General features: G+C 60.6%; 21 protein-coding genes, 2 tRNA genes and 2 pseudogenes. 17 read left to right on the plus strand and 8 right to left on the minus strand.

Annotated features, from left to right (window positions below):
* Positions 1-44: 44 nt before the first annotated feature.
* Positions 45-3,554: a transcription-repair coupling factor gene (gene mfd / locus GGU46_RS02110; protein WP_183401933.1), complete on the minus strand. Its 3,510-nt coding sequence runs from the start codon at positions 3,552-3,554 to the stop codon at positions 45-47.
* A gap of 286 nt (positions 3,555-3,840) precedes the next feature.
* Between mfd and GGU46_RS02115 the strand changes: the two genes are divergently transcribed.
* From GGU46_RS02115 to GGU46_RS02125, 3 genes are all read left to right on the plus strand, one after another.
* Positions 3,841-4,053: a hypothetical protein gene (locus GGU46_RS02115; protein ID WP_183401934.1), complete on the plus strand. Its 213-nt coding sequence runs from the start codon at positions 3,841-3,843 to the stop codon at positions 4,051-4,053.
* A gap of 275 nt (positions 4,054-4,328) precedes the next feature.
* Positions 4,329-5,069: a metal-dependent hydrolase gene (locus GGU46_RS02120; protein ID WP_183401935.1), complete on the plus strand. Its 741-nt coding sequence runs from the start codon at positions 4,329-4,331 to the stop codon at positions 5,067-5,069.
* A 554-nt stretch (positions 5,070-5,623) separates the two neighbouring features.
* Entirely contained in the window at positions 5,624-6,625 is a 1,002-nt protein-coding gene (locus GGU46_RS02125; RefSeq protein WP_183401936.1) for an NYN domain-containing protein, read from the plus strand.
* Between the two features lie 262 nt (positions 6,626-6,887).
* Here the strand turns inward: GGU46_RS02125 and GGU46_RS02130 are convergent, their stop codons facing one another.
* Positions 6,888-7,370 (minus strand): PaaI family thioesterase, encoded by a 483-nt coding sequence (locus tag GGU46_RS02130; RefSeq protein WP_183401937.1) that lies wholly within the window; start codon positions 7,368-7,370, stop codon positions 6,888-6,890.
* 144 nt (positions 7,371-7,514) lie between these two features.
* Between GGU46_RS02130 and GGU46_RS22395 the strand changes: the two are divergent.
* Positions 7,515-7,571: pseudogene (locus GGU46_RS22395) on the plus strand (hypothetical protein); the annotation flags it as partial.
* Between the two features lie 168 nt (positions 7,572-7,739).
* Here GGU46_RS22395 and GGU46_RS02140 read toward each other — a convergent pair.
* Complete coding sequence (locus GGU46_RS02140; protein WP_183401938.1) at positions 7,740-8,180, minus strand: GNAT family N-acetyltransferase; 441 nt, start codon at positions 8,178-8,180, stop codon at positions 7,740-7,742.
* 156 nt (positions 8,181-8,336) lie between these two features.
* On the opposite strand from GGU46_RS02140, the gene GGU46_RS02145 reads away from it, so the two are divergent.
* Together GGU46_RS02145 and GGU46_RS02150 are read left to right on the plus strand one after the other, a co-directional pair.
* Positions 8,337-8,828 carry a YajQ family cyclic di-GMP-binding protein gene (locus GGU46_RS02145; protein ID WP_139925511.1) on the plus strand — a complete coding sequence of 164 codons (492 nt, stop codon included), beginning with the start codon at positions 8,337-8,339 and terminating at the stop codon, positions 8,826-8,828.
* 201 nt (positions 8,829-9,029) lie between these two features.
* On the plus strand, positions 9,030-9,800 hold the full coding sequence (locus GGU46_RS02150; protein ID WP_183401939.1) for a TerC family protein: 771 nt from the start codon (positions 9,030-9,032) through the stop codon (positions 9,798-9,800).
* A gap of 78 nt (positions 9,801-9,878) precedes the next feature.
* Here the strand turns inward: GGU46_RS02150 and GGU46_RS02155 are convergent, their stop codons facing one another.
* The 4 genes from GGU46_RS02155 to GGU46_RS02170 all read right to left on the minus strand — a co-directional run bounded on the left by GGU46_RS02155 (position 9,879) and on the right by GGU46_RS02170 (position 14,597).
* On the minus strand, positions 9,879-10,688 hold the full coding sequence (locus tag GGU46_RS02155) for a J domain-containing protein (RefSeq protein ID WP_183401940.1): 810 nt from the start codon (positions 10,686-10,688) through the stop codon (positions 9,879-9,881).
* A complete protein-coding gene (locus GGU46_RS02160) occupies positions 10,685-11,110 on the minus strand; it encodes a hypothetical protein (RefSeq protein ID WP_183401941.1) in 426 nt (141 codons plus the stop codon). Before GGU46_RS02160 ends, GGU46_RS02155 begins: the two co-directional genes overlap by 4 nt.
* Before the next feature lie 115 nt (positions 11,111-11,225).
* Positions 11,226-13,895: a T9SS-dependent M36 family metallopeptidase gene (locus GGU46_RS02165; protein ID WP_183401942.1), complete on the minus strand. Its 2,670-nt coding sequence runs from the start codon at positions 13,893-13,895 to the stop codon at positions 11,226-11,228.
* A gap of 159 nt (positions 13,896-14,054) precedes the next feature.
* Positions 14,055-14,597 carry an RNA methyltransferase gene (locus GGU46_RS02170; RefSeq protein WP_183401943.1) on the minus strand — a complete coding sequence of 181 codons (543 nt, stop codon included), beginning with the start codon at positions 14,595-14,597 and terminating at the stop codon, positions 14,055-14,057.
* Between the two features lie 259 nt (positions 14,598-14,856).
* Between GGU46_RS02170 and mutS the strand changes: the two genes are divergently transcribed.
* The 10 genes from mutS (at position 14,857) to GGU46_RS02215 (ending at position 23,776) form a co-directional block, all read left to right on the plus strand.
* On the plus strand, positions 14,857-17,571 hold the full coding sequence (gene mutS, locus GGU46_RS02175; protein WP_246398774.1) for a DNA mismatch repair protein MutS: 2,715 nt from the start codon (positions 14,857-14,859) through the stop codon (positions 17,569-17,571).
* Between the two features lie 261 nt (positions 17,572-17,832).
* Positions 17,833-17,908: transfer RNA gene (locus tag GGU46_RS02180), tRNA-Gly, on the plus strand.
* Between the two features lie 279 nt (positions 17,909-18,187).
* A tRNA-Leu gene (locus GGU46_RS02185) sits at positions 18,188-18,270 on the plus strand.
* A gap of 152 nt (positions 18,271-18,422) precedes the next feature.
* Entirely contained in the window at positions 18,423-18,647 is a 225-nt protein-coding gene (locus GGU46_RS21975) for an Arm DNA-binding domain-containing protein (protein WP_262890918.1), read from the plus strand.
* Between the two features lie 108 nt (positions 18,648-18,755).
* Positions 18,756-19,733 (plus strand): tyrosine-type recombinase/integrase, encoded by a 978-nt coding sequence (locus GGU46_RS02190; RefSeq protein WP_246398686.1) that lies wholly within the window; start codon positions 18,756-18,758, stop codon positions 19,731-19,733.
* Between the two features lie 308 nt (positions 19,734-20,041).
* Complete coding sequence (locus GGU46_RS02195; RefSeq protein ID WP_246398684.1) at positions 20,042-20,359, plus strand: ArsR/SmtB family transcription factor; 318 nt, start codon at positions 20,042-20,044, stop codon at positions 20,357-20,359.
* A 67-nt stretch (positions 20,360-20,426) separates the two neighbouring features.
* On the plus strand, positions 20,427-21,242 hold the full coding sequence (locus tag GGU46_RS02200; protein WP_183401945.1) for a sulfite exporter TauE/SafE family protein: 816 nt from the start codon (positions 20,427-20,429) through the stop codon (positions 21,240-21,242).
* A gap of 94 nt (positions 21,243-21,336) precedes the next feature.
* On the plus strand, positions 21,337-22,671 hold the full coding sequence (locus tag GGU46_RS02205) for an MBL fold metallo-hydrolase (protein WP_183401946.1): 1,335 nt from the start codon (positions 21,337-21,339) through the stop codon (positions 22,669-22,671).
* Between the two features lie 120 nt (positions 22,672-22,791).
* Positions 22,792-23,352: a YeeE/YedE family protein gene (locus GGU46_RS02210; protein WP_183401947.1), complete on the plus strand. Its 561-nt coding sequence runs from the start codon at positions 22,792-22,794 to the stop codon at positions 23,350-23,352.
* 13 nt (positions 23,353-23,365) lie between these two features.
* Positions 23,366-23,776, plus strand: coding sequence for a DUF6691 family protein (locus GGU46_RS02215; protein WP_183401948.1), 411 nt, complete (start codon positions 23,366-23,368; stop codon positions 23,774-23,776).
* 193 nt (positions 23,777-23,969) lie between these two features.
* Here the strand turns inward: GGU46_RS02215 and GGU46_RS22555 are convergent.
* A pseudogene (locus tag GGU46_RS22555) lies at positions 23,970-24,041 on the minus strand (hypothetical protein); the annotation flags it as partial.
* A gap of 449 nt (positions 24,042-24,490) precedes the next feature.
* Here GGU46_RS22555 and GGU46_RS02225 point away from each other — a divergent pair.
* Complete coding sequence (locus GGU46_RS02225; RefSeq protein WP_246398682.1) at positions 24,491-25,474, plus strand: AAA family ATPase; 984 nt, start codon at positions 24,491-24,493, stop codon at positions 25,472-25,474.
* Positions 25,475-25,645: the final 171 nt, after the last annotated feature.

Raw genomic sequence — 25,645 nt, forward strand, 5'->3', positions numbered from 1 at the left:
AAATATTTTAGGCAGTATACGGAGTTTCGCTAGAAAAGTCCGCACTACACCCCTACCTTTTCCTCACTGCCCAACTCGCTCAGAATGCGCTTGGCAGCCTGGACGTTTTTCACTTCCTCCACGGAGAGGATGAGCTGCTCCTTGCGCTCCTTCATGGAAGCGGAGCGGGGGTGGGTTTGCACGTAGCTGAGGATGTTGCCGAAGGTGTCGCTCTGGAAGTACCGCTCGTTGTTATTGGCCGGGATGAAGCCTTTCAGCAGGCCCTTCTTCAGCGTCAGCTTCTCGAAACCCACCTGGCAGGCCTGCCAGCGCAGGCGCACAATGTCGGCCAGCTGCTCTACTTCCTGGGGTAGGGGTCCGAAGCGGTCCGTCATGCCCGTAAGGATTTTGCGCAGATCCTCGGGGCTTTTAGCCCTATCCAGCTTGCTGTACAGCTGCAGGCGCTCCGATACGCTGCTCACGTAGGAATCGGGAATGAGGATTTGCAGGTCCGTTTCGATGTTGCACTCCTTGGGGCCGCTGGTGCCGGCCGCTTCCTGCAGGCGCTGGGTGGGGTCGCCGAGGAACAGGTCGCGGAACTCGGTTTCCTTCAGTTCTTGCACTGCCTCGTCCAGAATCTGGTGGTAGGTTTCAAAGCCCAGGTCGTTGATAAAGCCCGACTGCTCCCCGCCCAGCAGGTTGCCCGCCCCCCGGATGTCCAGGTCGCGCATAGCCACGTTGAAGCCCGCGCCCAGGTCCGAAAATTCCTCCAGGGTGCTCAGGCGTTTGCGGGCGTCGCTCGGCAGGCCGGCCACCGGGGGCGTGAGCAGGTAGCAGTAGGCCTTCTTGTTGGAGCGGCCCACCCGGCCCCGCATCTGGTGCAGGTCGGAGAGGCCGTGCATGTGGGCCCGGTTGATGATGATGGTGTTGGCGTTCGGAATATCCAGGCCCGATTCGATGAGGGTAGTACTCACCAGCACGTCGTAGTCGCCGTCCACGAACTTCATCATGCGCTTTTCCAGCAGGTCGCCGTCCATCTGGCCGTGCACGTAGGTCACGCGGGCATCGGGCACTAAGCGCAAAATCAGGTTGGCTTGCTCCTCAATGTCCTTCACCCGGTTGTGCACATAAAACACCTGTCCGCCCCGCTTCAGCTCCCGCGAAATGGCGTCGCGCACCAGCATCTCGTCGAAGACGTGCAGCTCGGTTTGCACGGGTTGGCGGTTGGGTGGGGGGGTAGCAATTACCGACAGGTCGCGGGCGCCCATAAGGGAGAAGTGCAGGGTGCGCGGAATGGGCGTGGCCGAGAGGGTCAGCGTGTCCACGTTCACCTTCAACTCCTTGAGCTTATCCTTGGTTTTCACCCCGAACTTCTGCTCCTCGTCGATAATGAGCAGCCCGAGGTCCTTAAACTTCACGTCCTTGTTGGTGAGGCGGTGGGTACCAATGAGGATGTCGGTTTTACCCTCTGCTACCCGGCCTAAGGTTTCCTTGATTTGCTTGGTCGTCTTGAAGCGGTTCACGTACTCCACCGTCACGGGTAGGTTGCTGAGTCGCTCCCGGAACGTTTTGTAGTGTTGCATGGCCAGAATGGTGGTGGGCACCAGCACGGCTACCTGCTTGCCATCGGCCACGGCCTTAAACGCCGCCCGAATGGCTACTTCCGTCTTGCCGAAGCCCACGTCGCCGCACACGAGGCGGTCCATGGGGTGGGGCACCTCCATGTCGCGCTTCACATCTTCGGTGGCCTTGGCCTGGTCGGGTGTGTCCTCGTAAATGAAGCTCGATTCCAGCTCGGCCTGCATAAACGAGTCGTGGGCGAAGGCGTGGCCGGGCGCGGTTTTGCGCTTGGCGTACAGCCGGATCAGCTCGGCCGCAATGTCCTTCACCTTCTTCTTAACCGACTTCTTCTTGTTTTCCCACTCCGGCGAGCCCAGCTTGCTCATGGTGGGCGGCGTGCCCTCGGCCCCGCTGTACTTGGCAATTTTGTGCAGGGCGTGGATGCTCACCGTCAGCACATCGTCGTCGCGGTACACCAGCCGGATGGCTTCCTGCACCCGGTCGTTGATTTCTACCTGCGTGAGGCCCGCGAACCGCGCAATGCCGTAGTCCTGGTGCACCACGTAGTCGCCGGGCACCAGAGTGCGCAGCTCCTTCAGGGTCAAGGCCTTTTTCTTCGAGAATTTCCTGCCCTCCTGAGCGCGGTAAAACCGCTCGAACAGCTGGTGGTCGGTGTACACCACCAGCTTCAGGTTTTCGTCGATGAAGCCCTCGCGCAAGCCCAGCAGCATGTGCTGAAACTGCACGTTGTTGTCCAGCTCATCGAAGATGGTGCGCAGGCGGTCGGCCTGGCGGACCTGCTCGGCGGCAATAATATTGGTGTAGCCCTTCGCCTGGTTGTCGTGCAGGTTCTTGACGATGCGGTTGAAGTCCTTGTTGAAGCTGGGCTGGGGCTTGGTGGTAAACTGAAATTCCTCAGCGCCTTTGAAGTAAAACCGCTTGCCAAACTCCACCACCGGAAAACCCTCTAGCAGCTTCTTGAACGTCTTGCCCGACTCAAACAAATCGGCGGGCTTGCTCACTACCTGGGTGCCGCCCGCTACCTCCAGCAGCTCCTTGAAACTCGCTTCGGCCTTGTCAAACGACTCATCCACCACGTCCAGGGTCTGGCGCACATCCTTAGCCCAGATGCAGGTGTTCTTCGGGATGAAGTCCAGGAAAGCCTCCCGCGTTTCCTGCAGCAGCTTGGTTTGCACGTTCGGGATGATGCTCACCTGCTGGCGCTTCTCCACCGAGAGCTGGCTTTCCGGGTCGAACGTCCGGATGGTTTCTACCTCATCCCCGAACAGCTCGATGCGGTAGGGCAGCTCGTTGGCGTAGCTGAAAATGTCCACGATGCCCCCGCGCACCGCAAACTGCCCCGCCTCATACACAAAGTCAGTCCGCTCGAAATCGTACTCCGCCAGCATGTCGCTGATGAAGTTCACGTCGAGCTTGTCGCCCACTTTCACCACGAACGTGTTGGCCACCAGGCTTTTCTTGTTGATAACCTTCTCAAACAGCGCCTCGGGGTAGGTCACGATAAGGGCTCCGCCCGTACCCGGCACTGGGGTGGGGGTAGGGGTTTCCGCTTCCGCTGAGCCCTCGGCGCCCAGGTTGGCCAGCGGCGAAACCGGCGTGGTGCCGGCTGCGGCCGCCGCTTCCCGCCGGGCCGTGTTGAGGCGGTTGAGCACTTCGGCCCGCATCAGCACGTTGGCGTTTTCCGTCTCATCAAACTTGTAAGGGTGCTTGTAGGAGCTCGGGAACAGCAGCACCTCCGGCCCGTCGGGCAGTAGGCTCTGCAGGTCGGTAATAAAGTAGGCGGCTTCCTCCTTATCGTGCAGAATGAACAGATGGGAAAGCGGGCCGTGCGTTACGGCGGCCGCTATGACGGCATCCTGGCTGCCTACCAGCCCGCGCAGCTGCAGGCGCAGGTCGGGGGTGGCGGCGGGCTTAGCCGCCCCGTGCAGACGGGCCGACAGAATCTGTACGTCGGTATCGAGGCGGTAGAGACGAAGGAAATCGGAGACTTTCAAAGCGGGCTGGGCTAGGGGAGGAGGCAAAGGTAGAAGCCCGGCCGAATGAATATCCGGTCGGGCAAAGGGCACTTGTCATTCCGAGCGGAGCGAGGAATCTGGGTTAATCCGTTGGATAATCCATCCAGATTCTCCGCTGCCCTCGGAATGACACGCCTGAAAAGAGGTCGGGCGTGTGCCTTACCCAATACCGCCCCCGCGCCCCGAAAGTTTCCGACACATTTTGGTAACACTCCCGTATCTTCCCACTTCACGCAGTACAAGTAGCCCCGGTGGGTGTAAGGCTATGACGGACAAGCAACAGGACAGTGGCGCGGAGGAGTGGGACAACCTCCTGAGCCACCTGCGCCAGATTCGGGAACAAGTGCGCCAGCAGGGCCCCTTACCCGACCACGAAAAGCAGGAAGTCGCCAACGTATTTCACCGCGGCCTGGAGCTGCTGGAAAACCAGGTCCGCGACATGGAAGGCGGCCTGCGGGGCAGTTCGGGCCGGTGGTGAGGGGTAGGGGCTAGATGAGCCCGCGTTGCCGACAGCAAAGAAAACGCCGGTCATTCTGAGCGCAGCGAAGGGCCTCTACCTCTGGCTAACCAGAAGCGAGTTACCCTTAGCAGAGGTCCTTCGCTGCGCTCAGGATGACCGGCGTTTTTGCGTTGGTAGTCTTCTGCCCGGCCTACCCTATTTTGATAGGTACGAGACAAAAGCTGCGCCATTGATGCGTATTGCGGCTCCCCGCGGCGGTATCTTCGCGGCTTATTCCCTACTGTATTTTTCTAGTGCGCGGTTCTTCTCACCTGGCCATCGGCCTGATTACCGGCGTGGCTGTAGCGGGCCTCGTGCCGGGCATTCCATTTTCAGCCGCGGGTATTGCCCTGGCGGGCTTCTCCTCCCTCGCCCCCGACCTCGACCACCCCGGCTCCCGCCTGAGCAAGCGCCTGGGGTTTGCCCAGAGCTACGTGCGCTGGGCCTTTGTAGCGGTAGGGGCCGCGCTGGCCCTGTACACCCATTTTCAGCTTCCGCCCGGCCCCGACCGGCGCATGGGGTTTACGGCGGCGCTGGCGTTTGGCCTTATCGGGGCCGCCATGCAGGGCGACTCTACCCGCAAGCTGGCCCTTATGTTCACGGGGTTGTGCACGGTAGTGGCCGGCCTGTACACCGGGTTCGTGTGGCTGAGTATGCTGGGCCTGTTTGTGGCCGTAGCGCCTTATACCTCCCACCGCTCCTGGACGCACACGCTCTGGGCCGCTGCCTTCTGGACCTACATCGGGCACTTGGCCAACCAGGGCCTGGGGTGGCACGGCGTGGCCTGGTTCGCGGGCGGCGGGTACGTGTCGCACCTGCTGGCCGACACGCTCACCAAAGCCGGCGTGAAGTGGCTCATGCCCCTCACCGACCTGACGCTGAAAATCCCCCTGATCCGGACCGGCTCCAAGAGCGGCAATTTCCTGGAGGTGGCTATCTGTGCGGGTTACGGCTTGCTGGTGCTGGGGCTGGTAGTAGGCAAGCTGGGCTTCTGAGGGCCACGTAGTAGCCGGAACCCGCCGCGTTGATCTGCTGTTCACCGGGCTTGGACCATGAAATAGCCTGACCAGGCGAAATTGTGTTTGCTCTGGCCAGCTACGCCTTACCTTGCGGCCAGCTGCGGCTCCAGGTCTGCTTTCGGCCTGCCGGGCTTGCCAAGCTTAACGCATGGCGTTTGGCAGGAAGCGGCGTATTTTGCACTTATCGGATTCGTATAAAGAATATATATTATATAATATTGTGGAAGGATGTCATTTACTGCTATATTATTAAGGTGTATAACCCGTTGACTGTAAGTCGCCCGCCGGTGGTTGTTTGCGCACCTCATTCCTTGGATAGGAACAGCAGAGCCGTAGTGCCACCCGCCTTATTTTTCTGGTAGTTAACTTCGATAGGATGATGAGATAACCCCCAACCTTTCGGCGAACGGCACTACCGTAAAAGTGACAACTTGTATCTTTGACCGGGACCGTACCCTATACGTTTCCTACCGAACCAACCTACCCGCTCTTACTCACACACACCTTTTTGCGCTCAACCCGTTTCCTGTATGAACCAGATGAATAGCCCCCTGATTAGGATCGGCGTCTTCTACGACGGCAATTATTTCCTAAAGATCAGTGATTACTACTACTTCCAGCATGACCGTAAGGCCCGTATTAGCCTGGAAGGTCTCCATGAATTTATCCGGCACCAAGTAGCTGAAGAAGAAGATGTTGATGTGCGTCTGAGCCAGATCATCGACTCGCACTTCTTCCGCGGCCGCCTCTCCGCCACCGAAGCCCGCGACAAAGACCGTCTGTTCCACGACCGTCTGCTCGACGATATTCTGATGAACATGGGCATTACTACCCACTACATGCCCCTGAAAACGCGCGATGGCCGTTTGCAGGAGAAAGGCATTGATGTGTGGCTGTCCCTGGAAGCCCTGGAGCTGGCCATCCACAAGAGCTTTGATGTGGTAGTGCTTATTGCCGGCGACTCCGATTACGCCCCCCTGATCAAGAAGCTCAACACGGTGGGTACCCGCGTGATGCTGCTGAACTGGGACTTCAAGTACACCGACTTCAAGGGCGAAAACCGCGTTACCCGCGCCTCGCAGCAGCTGCTGGAGCAGGCTACCTACCCCGTGCAGATGCACGACATCATCGACCAGGGCATCAGCACCGGCGACGAGCTGATTGAGGCCATGTTCGTGAACACGCCCGAGCCGGCGGCCTTCCCGGCTGCGCCCAAGCCCGTGCGCCCCACCGGCCCTACGGCCGCTGGCCCGGTTGGCACGGTCGGCATCAGCACCATCAAAAACCTGAAAAACGGCTTTGGTTTCGTGGTAATGCCCCCGAACAACCTGTTCTTCAGCTACGCTGATATGGCCGAAGGTGACTTCAATGACCTGCGCGAAGGCGACTGGGTGGAATTCACGGTGGGCCGCAACCACCGCGACGAAGACTGTGCCCGCAACGTGCGCAAAGTAGAAGCCCCCGAAATGGAAGAAGGCGACGAATACGATGAGCACGAACACGAATCGGCCAGCTCACCCGAACGCCTCTAACCCCGATTAGCTTTTCGGTTCGGTCGCTCGAAAGCCGCCGGGCAGCCCGCATGTGAGTCGGGCTGCCCGGCGGCTTTCCTTTTGGGTAAGAGCTGAAATGGTGAAGGAGTGAAGTAGGCGGCAAGCCCGATCCGTCTGAACGATATCCGCCTACCCCTCACTACCCCTGAAACTGCCCGGTAGCAAACGTCAGCACGAAGCCAACCGGTCGGACGGGCTTCGCCCGCCGGACCGGCCCCACCTATTTTACTTATTCACCCACTTACTCATTCTCCCTACCCTCCGAAGGAAACAGCAGGTCGTGAAAGTCGCGCTTGGTGGCAGGGTAGCGGTTGAAGGTGCCCATGCCGCGGGCCACCACCAGATTGTTGCGAGCGGGGCAGGTAATGAAGGCGCTGCTCACCACCAGGGTTTTGCCGCTGTGCTCCACTACTCCGTGGGCCACTAGCTCGTCGTGCAGGCGGACGGGGGCGAGGTAGTTGATTTTGAACTCTACCGTTGATACCAGCTCGGCGGCCGTAAACGCCAGCGACAGGGCCGCCGCACCCAGGGTAGCATCCATTAGGCCGGCCAGTACGCCGCCGTGGCAGGTGCCGGGCGAGGAAAGGTGCTCGTCGCGGATGGTCATGGTATAGCGCACGTCGCCGGGCTGGGTAACGGTCAGCTCCATGCCGTTGGTGCGGCCATACTGGTTCATCTGGTTGTAAAGGGCAACGAGGGCGGGTACGTTGGGGATGGGCTGCATGAAGGAAGTAGGAGTTGGAAGAGCCGTAAAAGGTAAAGTACTTTAGAGAAACCCCACCGCCGTGCCCGCGTACGCCTCCTGCGCCGGGTTCTACCCCTACTACCTGCGCGAGCATCGGCAGCGCGGCCCCGCATTCTGCATTTCGTGGGCACCTCGCTGTTTCTGACGGCCGTTATCCTGGCCGTAGCCTGGGGGCGGCCCGGGCTGGTGCTGGCGGGGGTAGGGGCGGCTTATGGGCTTGCCTGGGTGGGGCACTTTTTGTGGAGCACAACCGCCCGGCTACCTTCCAGCCCCCCTGGCTTTCCCGGCGCGCCGACTTCCAGCTGTACTGGGATTTACTGCGGAGCAAGGAAAAGTTCTACCCCCCGGCTACAGCACCCGGCGCATGAGCAAGTGCGGAATGGTGCCGAACAGCGTGTGGGAGGGAGCCACCACCGCGTAACCCAGGCGCTGGTAGAAGGGTACGGCCTGCTCGCGGGCGTGCAGCACCACCTCGCGCAGCCCCTGGCTACGGGCCGCCGTTTCCAGATATTCCAGTACCTGCCGGCCCACGCCGCGCCCTTGCCAGGCGGGGTGCACGGCCATAAACCGCACCTGCCCCTGCGCCGGCCCCGAGGGGTGCAGCCGCCCTACCCCAGCCGCGTACCCCTCGGGGGCCAGCAGCAGGGCATGGGTAGTGGTGGGCGCGTGGTCATCGTCGGCTTGCTCCGAGCCCTCCGGCTGCTGCCAGGGCTGGCGCAGCACTTCGTAGCGGAGGCGGTAGTAGGCAGCCCATTCGGCCGGGGTGTGGGGGGGAGTGATGGCAGGCATTGGGTAAGGAACAGATGGCTGCCGCCAAGATACCCAGAAGCCGTCGGCAACTCAGGGCCCGGCGGTTTCGGCATTTCGCGGCCTGCTTATCTTTGAGCCTAACATGCGCGGCTGCCTCACGTAGCCTACTCTACATTTCTCCCCCAATTTTCTCCCATGGCCTCGTTTGATATTGTCAGCAAAGTAGATCCGCAAACCCTCGAAAACGCGGTGAACACAGCCAAAAAGGAACTCCAGACCCGCTACGACCTGCGCGACACCAAGGGCGGCATCGAGCTGGATAAGAAAGCCAACACCATCACGCTCAGCTCCGAAAACTCCATGCGCATCAAGGCTCTGGAAGATATTCTGCTGGCCCGCATCGTGAAGCAGGGCATTGATGGTACGGCCCTCGATTTCACGGCCGAAGAGCAGGCCAGCGGCGCTCTGGTCAAGAAAGTAGTGAAGGTGCGGGCCGGCGTCGATAAGGAGGTAGGCCGCAAAATCATCAAAGCCATCAAAGACGGCAAAGCCAAGGTGGAAGCCCAGATGCAGGACGACCAGGTGCGCGTTACGGCCAAGAAAATAGATGAGCTGCAGGCCGCCATTGCCCTGGTGCGCCGCGCCGACGTAGGCCAGCCCCTGCAGTTCGTGAACATGAAGTCGTAGGGTGATGAGGTAAATGGTGACAGGTGACAAGTGACAGGTAAGCGGTGAAAAGCGCCTGAAAAAAGTCGGCCGAACAGCTTCTTGCTACCCCCTGCTTCATCGGAAACCGTTTCAACCTGTCACCTGTCACCTGTCACCATTTACCTCCTCACCTCTTCACCCCATCACCTCCTCCCTCCATCACCACCTTACCGCCAATCCATGAATTTCGACTTTTCCGTTTTCTCTGACCCCCAGACCTGGGTGAGCCTGCTCACGCTCACGTTCATGGAGATAGTGCTGGGCATTGATAACATCATCTTTATTTCCATCATCGTCAATCGCCTGCCGGCGGAGCAGCACAGCCGGGGCCGTAGCATTGGGCTGCTGCTGGCGCTGCTGTTTCGCATTGGGCTGCTGCTGAGTATTTCCTGGATTGTGGGCCTAAAGGCTCCGTTGTTCTCGCTGCCCGTGCCCTGGATGGAAGGTGGCTGGAGCGTAACCGGCCGCGACCTGATTCTGCTGGGCGGCGGCCTGTTCCTGATTGGCAAAAGCACCACCGAAATCCATACCAAGCTGCAGGGCGAGGAAGAAGGGGAGCACGGCGCGAAAGGCAGTGCTACCATGGGCAGCGTCATCATCCAAATTATCCTCATCGACATCGTCTTCAGCTTCGACTCCATCCTAACGGCCGTGGGCCTGGTGGACAATGTGCTGATTATGATTCTGGCCGTTATCCTGTCTATGGGCGTAATGCTGGCCTTCAGCGGCCTGGTGGCCGACTTCGTGAACCGCAACCCCACTATTAAAATGCTGGCCCTGTCCTTCCTGATTATGATTGGGGTGATGCTGGTGATGGAAGCCTTCCACAAGGAAATCGAAAAGGGTTACATCTACTTCGCCATGTTCTTCTCGTTGGTAGTGGAGGTGCTGAACATGCGCCTGCGCAAGAAAACGACACCTGTGCACCTGCGCGACTCCCAGTACGACTAGCCAAAGTCTGGTCTTTCCTAAACCAAAAAAAGCGCCCGGAACCTGTGTTTCGGGCGCTTTTTGTTTTTATACACCAAGCTAGGCGCTCCGCATGAAGTACAGTATCACTATCAGCAGAAGCCCGCATCCTACCCCGCAGTTAAGCGCCAACCCGGGGGAGCTGTGGGTGCGGGCCCCGAGTGCTGCCACCAGCAGGAGCAGCAAGGGCGCGAACAGGAAATTGCCATAAATCGTGACGTCATCCGCCCGCTCAAGCCGCTGCCCACTGACTGCTACAGCCCGCACCTGACCAAACAAGGCACTGGCCCGGATAGTCAGTGCCGTGCCTACTTCCCAGTTGTACTCGTAGGTGCGGAAATTAACGTGGGGCGTGCGCACGGTATAGTACGTCACGGACCCGCTCCGGCGCGAGGACATGGAGTGCCGCTCCACGCTTTGTACCCGCTCCCGCGGATACTCCCGCGTCCAGCAGAAATCCAGGACCAGCAGCCCGCAGAACACCAGCATCAACCGGCAGAACCGCCGGCCCCAGGGCGCATAACGAGCATACAGGGCCGCGTAGGGGTCGGGGGCGGGGCCCCGGCGCCGCGCGGCCGCCCGCCGCTGCCGGACTTCGGCCTGGGCGCGGGTTGGCGCCGCTTGAGGGGGTAGGGTGGCCGATGGGTCCGGCGGGCGCCGCCGAATGGCCAGGGCCGCGTCGTAGAGCTGCCGGCGCGCGGGCTGGCTCAGCACCTCGTACGCGGCATTGATGGCCAAGTACCGCTCGTGGGCGGCCGGGTCGGGCGTACGGTCGGGGTGGGTGAGCAGCACCAGACGGCGGTAGGCCCGGCGGATTTCCTCGGGCGTGGCCTGCTCCCCAACCTCAAGGGTAGCGTAAAACGTGCTCATTCCGGCCGGAGTAACTGCGCCAGAGCCTCCGTCTGGTCCTGGGCCCGGCGCACGGCCAGCTCCAGCAGGCGGCGGTTCAGCTCGGCCCGGTGAAGGCGGTAAAAAGCCGTTTCCGCCTCCGTAAACAGCCCCGTAACCAACCCGACGATGGTATAGCGCAGCTTGGTGTTGCGCGTCAGCAGCTCGGCCACCACCCGCTCCTGCTCCCGCGGGCCCGCACCAACGAAGGCTATGCGGTGGTCATGCACGAAATCGGCCACTGCGGCCAGCAGCCGCAGGTTCTGCAGCTTCAGCACGGGCCGGAGCGTCAGATGCAGGAAGCTCCCGACCGTATCGGCCGGGGCATCTTCGGGCAGGGAAATGGAAACCGGGGGGCGCAGGGCCAGCAGGGCAGCATCGGAGGCGGATAAAGACGACGACATAGGGCAATAACCTGAAAATAGGCTGGAGTACTAAAAAAACTGCCCGCCCGGCCTCAAGGAGCCAGACGGGCAGTTTTTTGTTTATCTGTCGGAAAAAATCAGCCGGAAGGCTGGTTTAGTGCTGCACTACCACCTTTTTGGTGATGGTACCTTCCGAGGTGGTGAGGCGCACCACGTACACGCCGCCCGCGAGGTCAGCCGTGTCAATGTTCACGCCATCCAGCAAGCGAGCCGCTGCCACCTGCTGCACCCGTACCCGCTGGCCCAGAATTGAAACCAGCTCAACCTGTACCGGCGTGGCGCTGCTGATCTGGGTGCGTACCCGTACCTGGCCGTTGGCCGGGTTGGGAGCTACCTCCAGCAGTTTCTCGCTGAGGGCCTGGCGGCTGCTCGTTACGGTAGAAGGCAAGTCGAAGGCGGCCGTCTGGTCGTTGAGCAGGTTCGAGCTGCCTTGCTTGGCGCTGAAGCCCAGGCCGCGGCGGGCAAACACGCGCCAGATCAGGGCCGAGTTGGCGGCCTTGTTGTTCAGGGAATCAGCCTTCAGAATGGCGTTGCGGCCATCCACGAAGCCGGGGTTGCAGGCTTGCAGCTTCAGGCCGTCCATCACCAGCTGCAGAGCAATGTTGTTGCCGCCGGTAGAGCCGCGCAGGTCGGCGTTGTAGCCGTACTTGTTGATGAGGGCCCAGTTCAGGTCCCAGAGCATAGAGGCCCACACGTAGCCGATGGCGTGTTCCGCAGTGTACTCGCTCCCATTCACTGTCTTGCCCACATAAGCGTAGGTAGAAGGGTTAGTGGTCATGTTGGTGCTGTAGCGAGTAGGGCGAATGCCGGGGCCGCTGATTTCCTGGAACTTAGCATACGTACCAATGCCCCGGGCCATCGATTCCGTATCCGTGGGCTTGGTCGTCATCCAGAGGCCGAAAAAGTCGCTCCAGCCTTCGCCCATCTGCTCGGCGCTGCGCAGGCAGTTCGGAGCCGAGGCGCCACCCGTCAGGCGGGTAGAGATACCGTGGCCGTATTCGTGGGCAATAATACCGTTGTCGAAGTCACCGTCGCGGTAGTTGGTGATGCCGCTGGCCGAGAAGGTTACGGCCGTGCCCGCCTGCAGGGCGGTTTTCAGCTTGTTGCCATCGGCCTGAGAAATCATCACGCCCGGAATCCGGATGCCTACCGTATCGGCGGCGGCGCCAAAGGAAACGGCACCCTGAGTAGCGTTGTTGTTGATGATAACCACCATGCGGGCGCCAGCGGCCTGGGCCTGCTGCACTTTCACGGCAAAGATGCAGTCGCCGCGGTCAACCAGGGCAATGTTGCCTTTCACGGCATCGGCGTTGGTGTAGGTAGCGCAGCCAAACGTAGGCGTAGCCGTGCCGTCGTTTACCAGTACCAGATTGCCGGTGATGGGGCCGCTCCGGGACAGGCGACGCGTAAACACCCCTTCGGCGGCGGCAATGGGGCCGGCCAGGCTGGCCGGGGCCGTTACGCTGGCCGTGGTAATGTTTTGGTCCCACAGGTACATCTGCATCCGGGGGTTGCGACCTTCGGCGGGGGTAGAGAAGTTGGCGTTGTTCAGGCTAACCGAGTTGGCAATAATGGCATCCTGGGCCTCGGCAAACACGGCATCGCCGCCCCGGCCCTGGCCGGAGTAGTTGGTAGCCTGGAAGTTGCCGCTGGCCTCGTTGAAGCCTTTGCGGGCCATCACGTCGTGCATCATGTTGTTCCAGTAGAACAGGTTGATGATGGCCGCGTCGAGGTTGGCGTTGGGGGCAGCGGTAACGGCGTTGCTGAAGGGAGCATCGAAGATTTGGTTGGGGCCGCCCTTGGGGGCGTAGCCTCCGCGCCACAGCTCCGTGGTGCCGTTATTGCGGTTGTTGCGGTCTTCGTAGGCGTACACGTTGTTGCCGGCCGTGCGCAGGGAGTCGGCGCCGGGCTTGCCGTCCACGTCGTGCCAGCCGTAGGGCGAAACGGCCGGGTCAGCCGGGTCGGTTACTACCTGCCGGGCGCCGTGGTTGGGGCTTTCCACCGTAATGGGCCACACGTTGTAGCTGTTGCCGGCCGTGGGGCGGGCGGCCGGAGCCGGAGAAGGAGTAGAAGCCAGGGCCATGGGCTCGGTGAGCGGAGCCAGGGTGAAGGGCTCGTTAATCACCAGGTCGTGCTGGTCGAGCAGGGCACCCGTGGAGGCATCTACGCGTACGCTCCAGTAGTTGCGGGCGTGCTTGGGGTAGATGGTTACGTCCCATACCAGGCGCAGCTCGCCAGTGGGCATGGGCAGGTACATGAGCTTTACCGGAATGGTTTCCAGGGAAATACCCCCGGTGGAGAACTCCAGGCCGGCAGCCGGGGTACCGGCTTTCTCCACCTGCAGCCCCTGGGGAGAAGGCAAACTAAGCGCCCGGGCCGCCGCCGATACGGCCTGCTCTGCCGTGAGGCCGGGCGTGGCCGGACGGGCCTGAGCGGCCGTGTTGGCTACAAAGCTGCTGTGCAGGGTAGCTACCTTGCCCGCGGCATTCAGGTGCACATCGGCCACGGCGTTGTAAATTTCTACCCCCTGGTACCGCTGCCGGAAGTACACGTGCGTGATGCCGTTGTGCTCATCGGTAAAGGAATTGGTTACTACCGGGTCCGCTACATCAGTCGTTTTCAAACCAAAAGCGGACGTACGTGCTTTCAGGGCATTGCGTGCCTGGTCGAGCAGCACCGACGATTGGGCTGCCGCCAGGCCCGGTACGGCCAGAAGCGCGGCCGCGGCCAATGCCCGTGCTGAAGGAGTAAAGGTTGACTTCATCAAGAAGGGGTAGAAGAGGTACGTAAATGTGTAAGCAGAAGAAACGGGCCACCTAAGTAGGCGGCCCGTTCAAATCTACACAACAAAACGCGTATTTCACGCGAGTGTTTTTAAGTAAATGACAAGCTTTATTAACAGGCTCGCATTTCCTGGGCTTAGTTACCGCGCCGCCGACCAGCCTATCTTACTGATAAAGTCCCACAGGACTACCCCGGCGGCCACGCTCACGTTCAGGCTGTGCTTAGTGCCAAACTGCGGAATTTCCACGGCCGCGTCGCAGAGGGCCAGTACCTCGTCGTCTACTCCAAACACCTCGTTGCCCATCACCAGCGCGTAGGGCCGGCCGGTTTCGGGCCAGAAGGAGGGTAGGGGCTGGCTGCCAGTGGTCTGTTCCACGGCCACCACCACGTAGCCCGCCGCTTTCAGCTGCTCAATAGCGGCCGTAGTGGTAGCAGCGTACTCCCACGCCACCGACTCGGTGGAGCCCAAAGCCGTTTTGGTGATTTCGCGCTGGGGCGGGCGCCCGGTAATGCCGCAAAGCCATATTTTTTCCACCGCAAAGGCATCGGCAGTGCGGAAGGCTGCGCCCACGTTGTGCAGGCTCCGCACGTTGTCGAGCACTAGGGTGAGGGGGAATTTTCGCGTATTTTTGAAGTCTGCCACCGTCAGCCGGTTCAGCTCTTCCATGGAGAGTTTGCGCATGGCCGCAAAGGTAGGAACGCCCGGCCGGGTGTTGGTGGTTGAGGTTGCTGCCGGCCCCTGGCGCAATGCTCCGGCCGTGCGCCCCACCTAACCAAACCAGTGCTCTAACGCGGCCCCCGCCGCCCCCACGATGCGCGAAGCCGCGGTTTCGCGCTACATTCCGCTTACGCTAGTGAAAACTGCTACCCCCAAGCCCGACAAGAAACCCATCCGCACGCACGGCTCCCTGGGTCCCGCCCCCGTAGTCGATACGCCGCTGATGAAGCAGTACTACCAGCTCAAGCAGGCCCACCCCGGCGCGGTACTCCTGTTCCGGGTGGGCGACTTCTACGAAACCTTCGGGGAGGATGCCGTTAAGGCCTCCCGCATCCTCGATATTACCCTGACCAAGCGCGGGGCCGGCACCGCCTCCGAAACCCCGCTGGCGGGCTTCCCTCACCACGCCCTCGATAACTACCTGCCCAAGCTCGTGCGGGCCGGGCAGCGCGTGGCTATCTGCGACCAGCTTGAAGACCCCAAACAAGCCAAGGGGTTGGTGAAACGCGGCATTACGGAATTGGTGACGCCCGGCGTGAGCCTCCACGACAACGTGCTGGAGCGCAAAAGCAACAACTACCTCTGCGCCGTGCATTTCGGCAAGCAGGAGGCCGGCATTTCGTTTCTGGACATCAGCACCGGCGAGTTTCTGGTGGCCCAGGGCACCGTGGACTACCTCGGCAAGCTGCTCCAGAACTTTCAGCCCGCCGAGGTTTTGTTCTGCAAGAAAAGCCGCCGCGAGTTCGAGGAGCACTTCGGCCCCGACTTCTGCCACTACGCCCTCGATGAGTGGGTGTTCGGCTTCGACTACGGCCACGACACGCTCACGCGCCACTTCAACACTACCTCCCTTAAAGGCTTCGGCATCGACGGGCTGCGCGAGGGCATCACGGCCGCGGGCTGCATTCTACACTACCTCGCTGAAACCAAGCACACCGACGTGGGCCACATCGGCAGCATCGGGCGTTTGGAGGAAGACAAGTACGTGTGGCTCGACCGGTTCACCGTCCGCAACCTGGAGCTGGTGCAGCCCCAGCACCCCGGCGGCGTGCCCCTTATTGATATTCTCGACCAGACCGTAACGCCCATGGGCGCCCGCTTGCTGCGCAAGTGGGTCGTGCTGCCTCTCAAGGAGCCCGCTCAGATTCAGCGCCGCCTCGATACGGTAGATGCCCTGCTGCAAACGCCCGAGCTACTGGAAAACCTCCTGCAACACCTTCGCCAAATCAACGACCTGGAGCGCCTGATTTCCAAGGTAGCCGTGCGCCGCATCAATCCGCGTGAGCTGCTGCAGCTAGCCCGCGCCCTGGAGGCCATCGGGCCCATTCGGGAGCAACTGGCCGCCTCGGGCATCCGGGCCCTGCAGAAGCTCGCCGATCAGCTCAACCCCTGCGCGGCCCTGCGCGAGGAAATCCGGGTGAAAGTAAAGGAAGACGCGCCCATCCTGACCAACCAGGGCGGGGTGCTGAACGACGGGGTGAACAAGGAGCTGGATGAATTGCGCCAGATGGCCTTCTCGGGCAAAGACTACCTGTTTCAGCTGCAGCAGCGCGCCATTCAGGAAACCGGCATTGGCTCCCTGAAGGTGGCCTATAATAAGGTGTTCGGCTACTACCTCGAGGTAACGAATGCTCACAAAGACAAGGTGCCCGCTTCCTGGATTCGGAAGCAAACCCTGGTAAACGCCGAGCGCTACATCACGGAGGAGCTGAAAACCTACGAGGAGAAGATTCTGCACGCCGAGGAGCGCCTGTTCGTCATTGAGCAGAACATCTACAACGACCTGGTGCTGTTTGCCGCCGAGTATGTGGCCCAGATTCAGCAGAACGCCCGCGCCATTGGCGTGGCCGACTGCCTGGCGTCTTTCGCCGCTACGGCCCGCCAGCACCGCTACGTGAAGCCCGTCGTCGATGACTCCACGACCCTCGACATCACGGCCGGCCGCCACCCCGTAATTGAGCGCCAGCTACCCCCCGGCGAGCAGTACATCCCCAACGACATCCGTCTGGATCAGGAGGACCAGCAGATTGTGGTGATTACGGGCCCCAACATGGCCGGCAAATCGGCCCTGCTGCGCCAAACCGCCCTGATTGTGCTGCTGGCCCAGATCGGCTCCTTCGTGCCCGCCGATGCGGCCCACGTGGGCGTCATCGACAAGATCTTCACCCGCGTAGGCGCCTCCGACAACCTGAGCAAGGGCGAAAGCACCTTCATGGTGGAAATGACCGAAACAGCCTCCATTCTGAACAACCTCTCGGACCGCAGCTTGGTGCTGATGGATGAAATCGGGCGGGGCACCAGCACGTATGATGGCATCAGCATTGCCTGGGCCATCGTGGAGCATCTGCATAATAACCCCAAGGCCCGGGCCAAAACCCTGTTTGCTACCCACTACCACGAGCTGAACCAACTGGCCGATGACTGTCCGCGGGTGCGTAACTACAACGTGGCCGTAAAGGAGGCTGACGGTCGGATTCTGTTCCTGCGCAAGCTGCGCGAAGGGGGCTCGGAGCACTCCTTCGGCATCCACGTGGCCCGCATGGCCGGCATGCCCACCTCCGTGGTGCTGCGCGCTAACGAAATCATGCACCACCTGGAGCAGGAACGCACTTCCACCGGCCCCGAGGCCGACGTGCCCACCGAGTTCGATGAAGTGCTGGCTGGCCTGGATGAGCAGCCGACCGGCGGCAAAGTAGTGCCGCTGAACGGCGTACTACCTGCTTCAGCCGAGGCAGCTCGGCGCGGCCCTAAAGCCCAGCCGGCCGCCTCCGTGCACAATGCCCCGCGCCCCAGCCTGCAGTTGAGTATGTTCGAGCCCGCCGACCCGGCCCTTGAGCGCATCCGGGAACTGCTAGAGAAGCTGGACGTGAATACGCTCACGCCCATTGAGGCCCTGCTCAAGCTCAATGAGCTCAAGCTGACAATAACTTCTCGCTAAAGCCGGCACTGGTGTTAAAAACGCTACCTCCACTGCCTTCATGAAGGGAATGGGGGTAGCGTTTTTATTTTCAGCCGCTCCGGGCAGAGGGACAGAGACGCAAAAACAGACTTTTCAGGTAAAATTTTTCTGTCTGAAAATCAGGAAAAAAGCTTTGACGGGGAGAAAAAGTGCAGATTTTTTTGAGGTCACCTCTTGACTTCAGGATTTCCTGTACTACCTTTGTCACATCAAAACGCCACTACGGCGCCAAGATCAAAAGCGAGAGTAGCTCAGTTGGTAGAGCGCGACCTTGCCAAGGTCGAGGTCGCGAGTTCGAACCTCGTCTCCCGCTCCAAAAAAGACCCTGCTAAACGGCAGGGTCTTTTGCTTTATAGCAAGTCTTCCGCAAATCAACTGCTTGGTTATCGGTTGTCGCTGCTCCGCGCAAGCACTCCATCACGGATGAGGATTTTCGCCAACTAATGGTTTGAAAGAAAAGCTTGGGAGGGTGACCCTTACTGGAGCTGCACCATATAAATGGCAGAACAGTGACCATCGTTTGAAGAATTTGCAGTTACTTTGCCCCAATTGTCACGCGCAGGCCACATGCTACCGGGGCAACAATCAAACTAAAGCCAGAGTGGTGTAATGGTAGCCACGAGGGACTTAAAATCCCTTGTCTTCACGGACGTACGGGTTCGAGTCCCGTCTCTGGTACAAGTACTTACAACCGGAAGACCCGGAAAATGCCTTCTCAGTTAGCAGAAGGGGTTTTCCGGGTTTTTTGCGTTCACGCCATCGGTACTCTGCAACGCGAAATATGGACTGTACAAAGGGAGGTTCGCCACCCCACACGCCACCCATTCCGGATGAACACACAATTCGTACTTCGCCGCAACAAAATGGACAGCGCGGGGCGCTGCCCGGTTGTTTTCAATGCCTACTTCGGTGGGCTACGCCTTCGCCATTCTACAGGCGAAATGTGCAAGCCTTCTGAGTGGAACGAGGACAAGCAAAGGTTTCGGTCCTCCTATCCACTGGCTGAGGAGGCAAACCTGTATCTGTCCCGGCTGATGACGGATGCCTTGGCCTAGTGGCGCAAACGGCGGGCCTCGGGCGAAGCACCTACTGTCGAGGGGCTGAAAGCAGTTCTGAAGCCGGCAGCAGAGTTGGTAGAACAGGAAGAGAAGCCGCAATCGGTGATGGGCATATTCGAGGAGCACTGGCAGTCGCTGCAGGCGCGGGGCTATGCGCACTACACGTTGCGGCAGCGCAAGATGCTGGGCTCGTGGCTGAGCGCCTACGAGCAGGACCAGGGCGAGCTGCTAAACCCCTGCACGTATGACCTGGCGACGCATGACCGGGTGCTGAACTACCTGCGCTTGCAGCGCAATCTGGCACAAAACACGGTGGCCTCGTTCGTGCGGGGGCTAAAAGTGTTTCTGCGCTGGTGCCGGGAAGAGCGTGGGCTGGTAGTGCCGGTGGAGCTGCGCAAGCTGCAGGGGCGACACGCCGACGTGTTGAAGATGTGGCTGACGGCCAACAACCTCACGGCCCTGGCCGCGGCCGAGCTGCCGGAGTACCTCACGCGGGTGCGGGACGTGCTCTTGTTCTGCTGCTACACAGGGCTGCGCTACTCGGACGTATTCGCCCTGCAACGCGGCAACCTGCACCAGTGGGACGGGGGCCTGATTCTGCGGCTGGTGCAGACCAAAACCCGTACCGGCGTAAGCATCTACCTGACGGAGGCGGCGCGGGCCATCCTGGACAAATACGCCGACCCCGGGCGGGTGCGCCTGCTGCCGGTGCTGGCCAACCAGGTAATGAACCGCTACCTGAAGCGCGTGGGCAAAGCGGCCGGGCTGCTGGATGAAGTGGTGGTGACGACGGTAGTGGGCGGGGAAGTGTTGAAAAAGTCGGTGCCGCGCTACGAGCTGCTGACCAGCCACACGGCCCGGCACACCTTCGCCACGCAGAGCCTGCTGCGGGGCATGCCGGTAGAGGTGCTGCAGAAGGTAATGGGGCACGCGAAGATTCAAACTGCGCTGGTGTATGCCAAGGTGGTGGAAGAGCTGCAGCACCAAACCATGCGTCGCATCTGGGAAGGTCAGGGCGCCGCGACAGTCAACGTGGGGGCGCGGGCCAGCCAGATCTGCGCAGCAGAACCCATGGCCGCTTGACCCAAGGGCGAGCGGGACGGCGCCGGCCCGCCGGCTTGGCGCCGCTAGTTTCGTCAATAGACAAGAGATAAGGCAGAGCTGCTAGCAGAAACTCCCCTGCGGTATAAATAGCCGAGTACGCCGGGGCTGAAACTTCATGCGCGTAAGCGGGGCGTTGCGGGTGGCAGCAATCTGCTGACAGTGGTCAGAAAGGCAATCTGTTGCGCACTAACCGGGTGCGTGGTAACCGCAGGTTGATGGCAGCAAGGGAACAAAAAAAGAAGCTAACTTGTATACATGAACAAATGATCATACATTTGCAGCGCCTTATGACACCGACCACCGCCACTGCCGATCTGAATCTGACCACCGAACGGATGGAGAAGGTGGCGTTTATCCTCAAGACGACGGCCCACCCTACCCGGATTGCCATTGTGCAGCTGTTGGCTAACCAGGAAAGCCTCTCCGTAAGCGACATCAGTGAAAAGCTGGGCGTGGAGCAGAGCCTACTGTCGCATCACCTGACGGGTATGAAGCTTAAAGGCATTCTGGATAGCTCCCGCGCGGGTAAAAACATCTTTTACTCGTTGAAGATGCGCGAGGTGGTGGACGTGATTCAGTGCCTGGCCGCGTGCACCTTCCTGTAGGCTCCGGTTTTTTTTGCCAAAACACATGAACAAGATTTCATAAGTACATACGTTCACTTGTTTATTCATGCAGCACGCTCTCGGATATTTCGCGGCTATTTTTATTGGGTTGTCGCTGGGGATTATGGGCGGGGGCGGCTCCATCCTCACCGTGCCGGTGCTGGTGTACCTGATGGGCGTGAGCCCGGTGCTGAGCACGGCTTACTCGCTGTTCGTGGTGGGTTCCACCTCCGTGGTGGGCGCCTCAGGCTACTTCCGCAAGGGGCTGGTGTCGCTGAAAACGGCCGTGGTTTTCCTGCTGCCTTCGCTGCTGGCCGTGTTTGCGGTGCGCAAGCTGCTGATGCCAGCCATTCCGCACGAGTTATTCACCGTGGGCAGTATCGTCTTCACGAAAGATCTGCTGGTGCTGGTGGCCTTCGCCGTGCTGATGATCGGGGCGGCCGTGTCGATGATTCGCAGCCAGCAGGCCGAAGAAGTGCTGGACGAAGAATTGCCCCAGCGGCAGGCTTTCAACTACCCGCTGATTCTGGGCATCGGCTTGGGGGTGGGTACGCTCACGGGGTTTGTGGGGGCGGGCGGCGGCTTCCTCATCATCCCGGCCCTGGTGCTGGGGGCGCGCCTGCCTATGAAGCTGGCCGTGGGTACCTCCTTAGTCATTATTGCCCTGAACTCGCTGATCGGCTTTACCGGCGACCTGAGCGCGGGCACCCCTATTGCCTGGACCTTCCTGCTCGGCTTCCTGGCCTTTGCCCTGGTGGGCATCGTGCTGGGCACCTACCTGGCCCGCTTTATCCCCGGGGCCAAGCTCAAACCGGCCTTCGGCTGGTTTACCCTGGTCATGGGCACATTCATTCTGCTGCGTGAGCTGGTGCTTGCGCCATAAGTGGCTGACTGGTAACCTGGTAAGTAGCTTTTTGCACCGCCTTTCTCCATCTTCTTTATTCCGCTTTCCTTTCCTCACTCAATTGCGTTTAGCCATGAAAATTGAACAGTTTGAAGACAAGAGCCTGGCCCATTTCTCCTACGCCATTCTCAGCGAGTGTGCCCGCCAGGTTGTGCTGATCGACCCGGCCCGCGACCCGCAGCCCTACTACGACTTTGCCGAGGCCCATAACGCCAGCATCGTCAGCATCATCGAAACCCATCCCCACGCTGACTTCGTGAGCAGCCACCTGGAAATTGCCCAGCAAACCGGCGCTACCATTCGGGTAAGCAAGCTGCTGGGCGCCGACTACCCCCACCAGGCCTTCGACGAAGGTCAGACCTTCACGGTGGGCCAGCTCACCTTCCGGGCCCTGAACACACCCGGCCACTCGCCCGACTCGCTCAGCATCGTGCTCAGCCGCAACGGCCAGGACGAGGCCGTGTTTACCGGCGACACGCTGTTCATCGGGGACGTGGGCCGGCCCGACCTGCGCGAGCAGGCCGGCAACCTGACGGCCAAGCGTGAGGAGTTGGCCCGGCAGCTGTACCACTCCCTGCGCGACAAGCTCATGCCGCTCGACGGCACGGTGCTAGTGTACCCCGCCCACGGCGCCGGCTCGCTCTGCGGCAAGGCCCTGAGCGGGGCTAGCAGCAGCACCATTGCCGACGAGAAGTTTGGCAACCCCATGCTGCGGGACCTTAGCGAAGCGGAATTCGTGCAAGAGCTGCTCCAAGACCAGCCCTTTATCCCGAAGTACTTCGGCTACGATGTGGCCCTGAACAAGGCCGGTGCCCCCGCCTATGCGCCTAGCGTGCAGCAGGTGCCGCGCTTGGCCGCCGGCGCGGCCCTGCAGGCCGGCGTACTGGTAGTGGATGCCCGCCCTGAAGCCGAGTTTAAGAAAGGCCACGTGGAAGGCGCTATCAACATACAGCAGGGCGGCAAGTTTGAAACCTGGCTAGGCTCCATCGTGGGGCCGGACGAGCCGTTCTACCTGGTGGCCGCCGACGAGGCGGCGCAGGAAGACCTGATCCGGAAAGCGGCTAAAATCGGCTACGAGACCCTGATCAAGGGGGCACTGGTGGGCACGCCGGCTACCGAGGCTACTATGCCGCAACTGGAGGTGGAGCAGTTCCGCCAGCATCCGGAGCAGTACACCATTGTGGATATCCGCGCTGCCACGGAGCACCGCGACGAGCCCCTGTTTGCCGGTTCGCTCAACATTCCGCTGCCCGAGTTGCGGGAGCGGGCCCAGGAAATTCCCGCCGGCAGGCCCGTGGTGGTCCACTGCGCCGGGGGCTACCGCTCGGCGGCCGGCAGTAGCATCGTGGCCCCGGCCCTGCCCGGCACCGACGTGTTCGACTTAAGTGAGGCAGTGAAATCCTTTTAGCCTGCCGCGGCACCGGCTACCGGCCGGGCCGTGAACCCCAATGGCGCCGCGCCCGACTTCGCCCGCCGCGGGTTGGGTACCACGTAGCCTCTTGTATTCGTTTCTGTAACTGCTCATTTCATGCTTGACTTACTTCGCCAGCCCTGGCCCTGGTACGTGGCCGGCCCGCTGATTGGGCTGACCGTGCCCGCCCTGCTGCTCATTGGCAACAAGGCCTTGGGCATCAGCTCCTCGCTGCGCCACGTGTGCGCCGCCTGCGTGCCCGCCGGCATTCCCTTCCTAACCTACAACTGGCGGGCCGAGGCCTGGAATCTGTTTTTTGTGCTGGGCATTGCCCTCGGTGGGTTCATTGGCTACCGGGTGCTGGGCCACCCCGACATGGTGGCCATTTCGGCCGAAACGGTGCGGGACCTGCAAGCGCAGCTGCACCTAACCGACTTCTCGGGCTTGTTGCCCAACGAGCTGTTTGCCCTGGAAAATCTGGCGAACTGGAAGGGCTGGGTGTTCCTGGTGTTGGGGGGCTTTCTGGTGGGCTTCGGCACGCGCTACGCCGGCGGCTGCACCTCGGGGCACGCCATTTCGGGCCTCTCGAACCTGCAGTGGGTATCCTTGGTAGCCGTGGTGGGCTTCTTTGTGGGCGGCCTGCTGATGACCTGGGTATTCTATCCGCTGCTGTTTTAACCTGCCTTACTCCATGAAAAATCTGAAATACCTGGTGCTGGGCGTGCTGTTCGGCATCATCCTCACGAAAAGCGAGGTAGTGAGCTGGTGGCGCATTCAGGAAATGTTCCGCTTCCAGAGCTTCCACATGTACGGGGTCATTGGCTCGGCCATCCTGGTGGGCCTGGTGTCGATTCAGCTCATCAAGCGCAACCGCCTCCGCAGCCTAGATGGGCAGCTGATCACCCTGGCCGACAAGGAATATACGCATGGTACCTGGATTGGCGGCATCCTCTTCGGCTTGGGTTGGGCGCTGACCGGCGCTTGCCCCGGCCCCATGTTCGCGCAGCTGGGCAGCGGGGTAGCCGGGGCGGCGGTGCTGCTACTGGCGGCCTTGGCCGGTACCTGGACCTACAGCGCCCTGCGCGAGCGGCTGCCCCATTAAAGCCTTGCCCCCAGATGAGTATTGGCTCGGTTCTATTTACGCGGCCTGCCAAATTGCTGATTGGTAGATAGTTAGACGAGAACTTGGCCCAGGCTACCGCGCCGGTAGTAGTGTAGCGGGCCACGTACAGTACCCGCCGGCTGCTTCTGACCACCTGAGAACCAAACCGGATGCCCCCGTAGTCTGACTGGCCCGTAACGTAGCTGTTGCCCGCGGCATCGGTGGTTACGCTTTTGGCCGTAACGGCCGCACCGGAGCTGGTAAGCTGATTTGCCCAGTGTCAGCTAGACTGGGCGGCGGCACGAAGGCTGCCGAATAGCAGTAGCAGTAGCAGTAGCAGAAGTGTTTTCATAACTACAGCAGGAAAGAGGGTGGGATGTAGGCATAGCTGCAGGCAGATGCCGGAGCCCGGTAGGCGCTGAGCAGAAATGCGGCAACCTAGCCCTAGAGGCTACGCCGTCTTAGCGAAAGAGAATAGAACAGCCCGGCAATGCGGGACAGCAACACTGATTATCAACAACTTCGGGCGCTGAATACACCTGAATTATTCAGATGAGTTATAGCGGTTATATATTTTGTTATAAATAAACATGTGCAACGCGTGGCCCGCTGGAGTTGCTATAAGGAAAACAGATGTCCTGCCGCGCAGCCGGTGGTAGCGGTACTGAGCCGGTTTCTCTACCTTTAAGCCTCTTAGACCTGTTTTGCTCCCGTATGATGCCTCCGCAACCCGCTTCGGTGCCCGACTACCAGCAGAAAATCAAGCAAGTCTTTGCCGAGGTGGGCAAAGTGGTGGTGGGGCAGCACTACATGCTGAACCGGTTGCTGATTGGCCTCTTTACCGGCGGACATATTTTGCTGGAAGGGGTGCCGGGTTTGGCCAAAACCCTCACCATTAGCACCTTGTCCAAGGTGCTGCACCTGCACTTTCAGCGCGTACAATTCACCCCCGACCTGCTGCCCTCTGACCTGGTAGGCACCATGATTTACAACCAGAATCAGTCGGAGTTTGAGGTGAAAAAGGGCCCCATCTTCGCCAACCTGGTTTTGGCCGACGAGGTAAACCGCTCCCCGGCCAAAGTGCAGAGCGCACTGCTGGAGGCCATGCAGGAGAAGCAGGTCACCATCGGCGAAACTACGTACCCGCTGGATCTGCCATTTTTGGTGCTGGCCACGCAAAACCCGGTGGAGCAGGAAGGTACCTACCCCCTGCCCGAAGCCCAGGTGGACCGCTTCATGATGAAGGTGTACGTGGACTACCTCAAGAAAACCGACGAGCTGGAGGTGATGCGCCGCATGGCCAACATGAGCTACGTGGGCGAGGTAAGCCCGGTGCTGACCAAGGAAGACATCTTCGGTATCCGGCAGCAGATCAACCAGGTGCAGATTTCCGAAACGCTGGAGAAATACATTATTGAGTTGGTGTTTGCCACCCGCAAGCCCGCCGAGTACGACCTCACGGAGTTTCAGCAGTACGTGCAGTTTGGCGTGAGCCCCCGGGCCAGCATTGCCCTGCACCGGGCAGCCAAGGCCGTAGCCTTTCTGGATGAGCGCGACTACGTGCTGCCCGAAGACATCAAGGAGGTAGCCACCGACGTGCTCAACCACCGCATCCTGCTCAACTACGAAGCCGAGGCCGACGGCATCCGAACCCAGGATTTGATTGAAGCCATCCTGCGCAAAGTTCCGATTAGCTAAGGGGTATAGGGCTGAGTGTGAGGGCAAGAGGGGTTGGGGGTAGAAGGGGTTTGAGGTGGTAAAGGGGGTAGGCAAAATAGCGACCCAAGGGGCGAAACTCTCTCCCTCCAACCCCTCCACTGCTCAGCTCAGGAATTGAGGCCTGTAACCACTCCCAACCTCACCCCTGTA

This window comes from Hymenobacter latericoloratus, from assembly GCF_014199535.1.
Classification (GTDB): domain Bacteria; phylum Bacteroidota; class Bacteroidia; order Cytophagales; family Hymenobacteraceae; genus Hymenobacter; species Hymenobacter latericoloratus.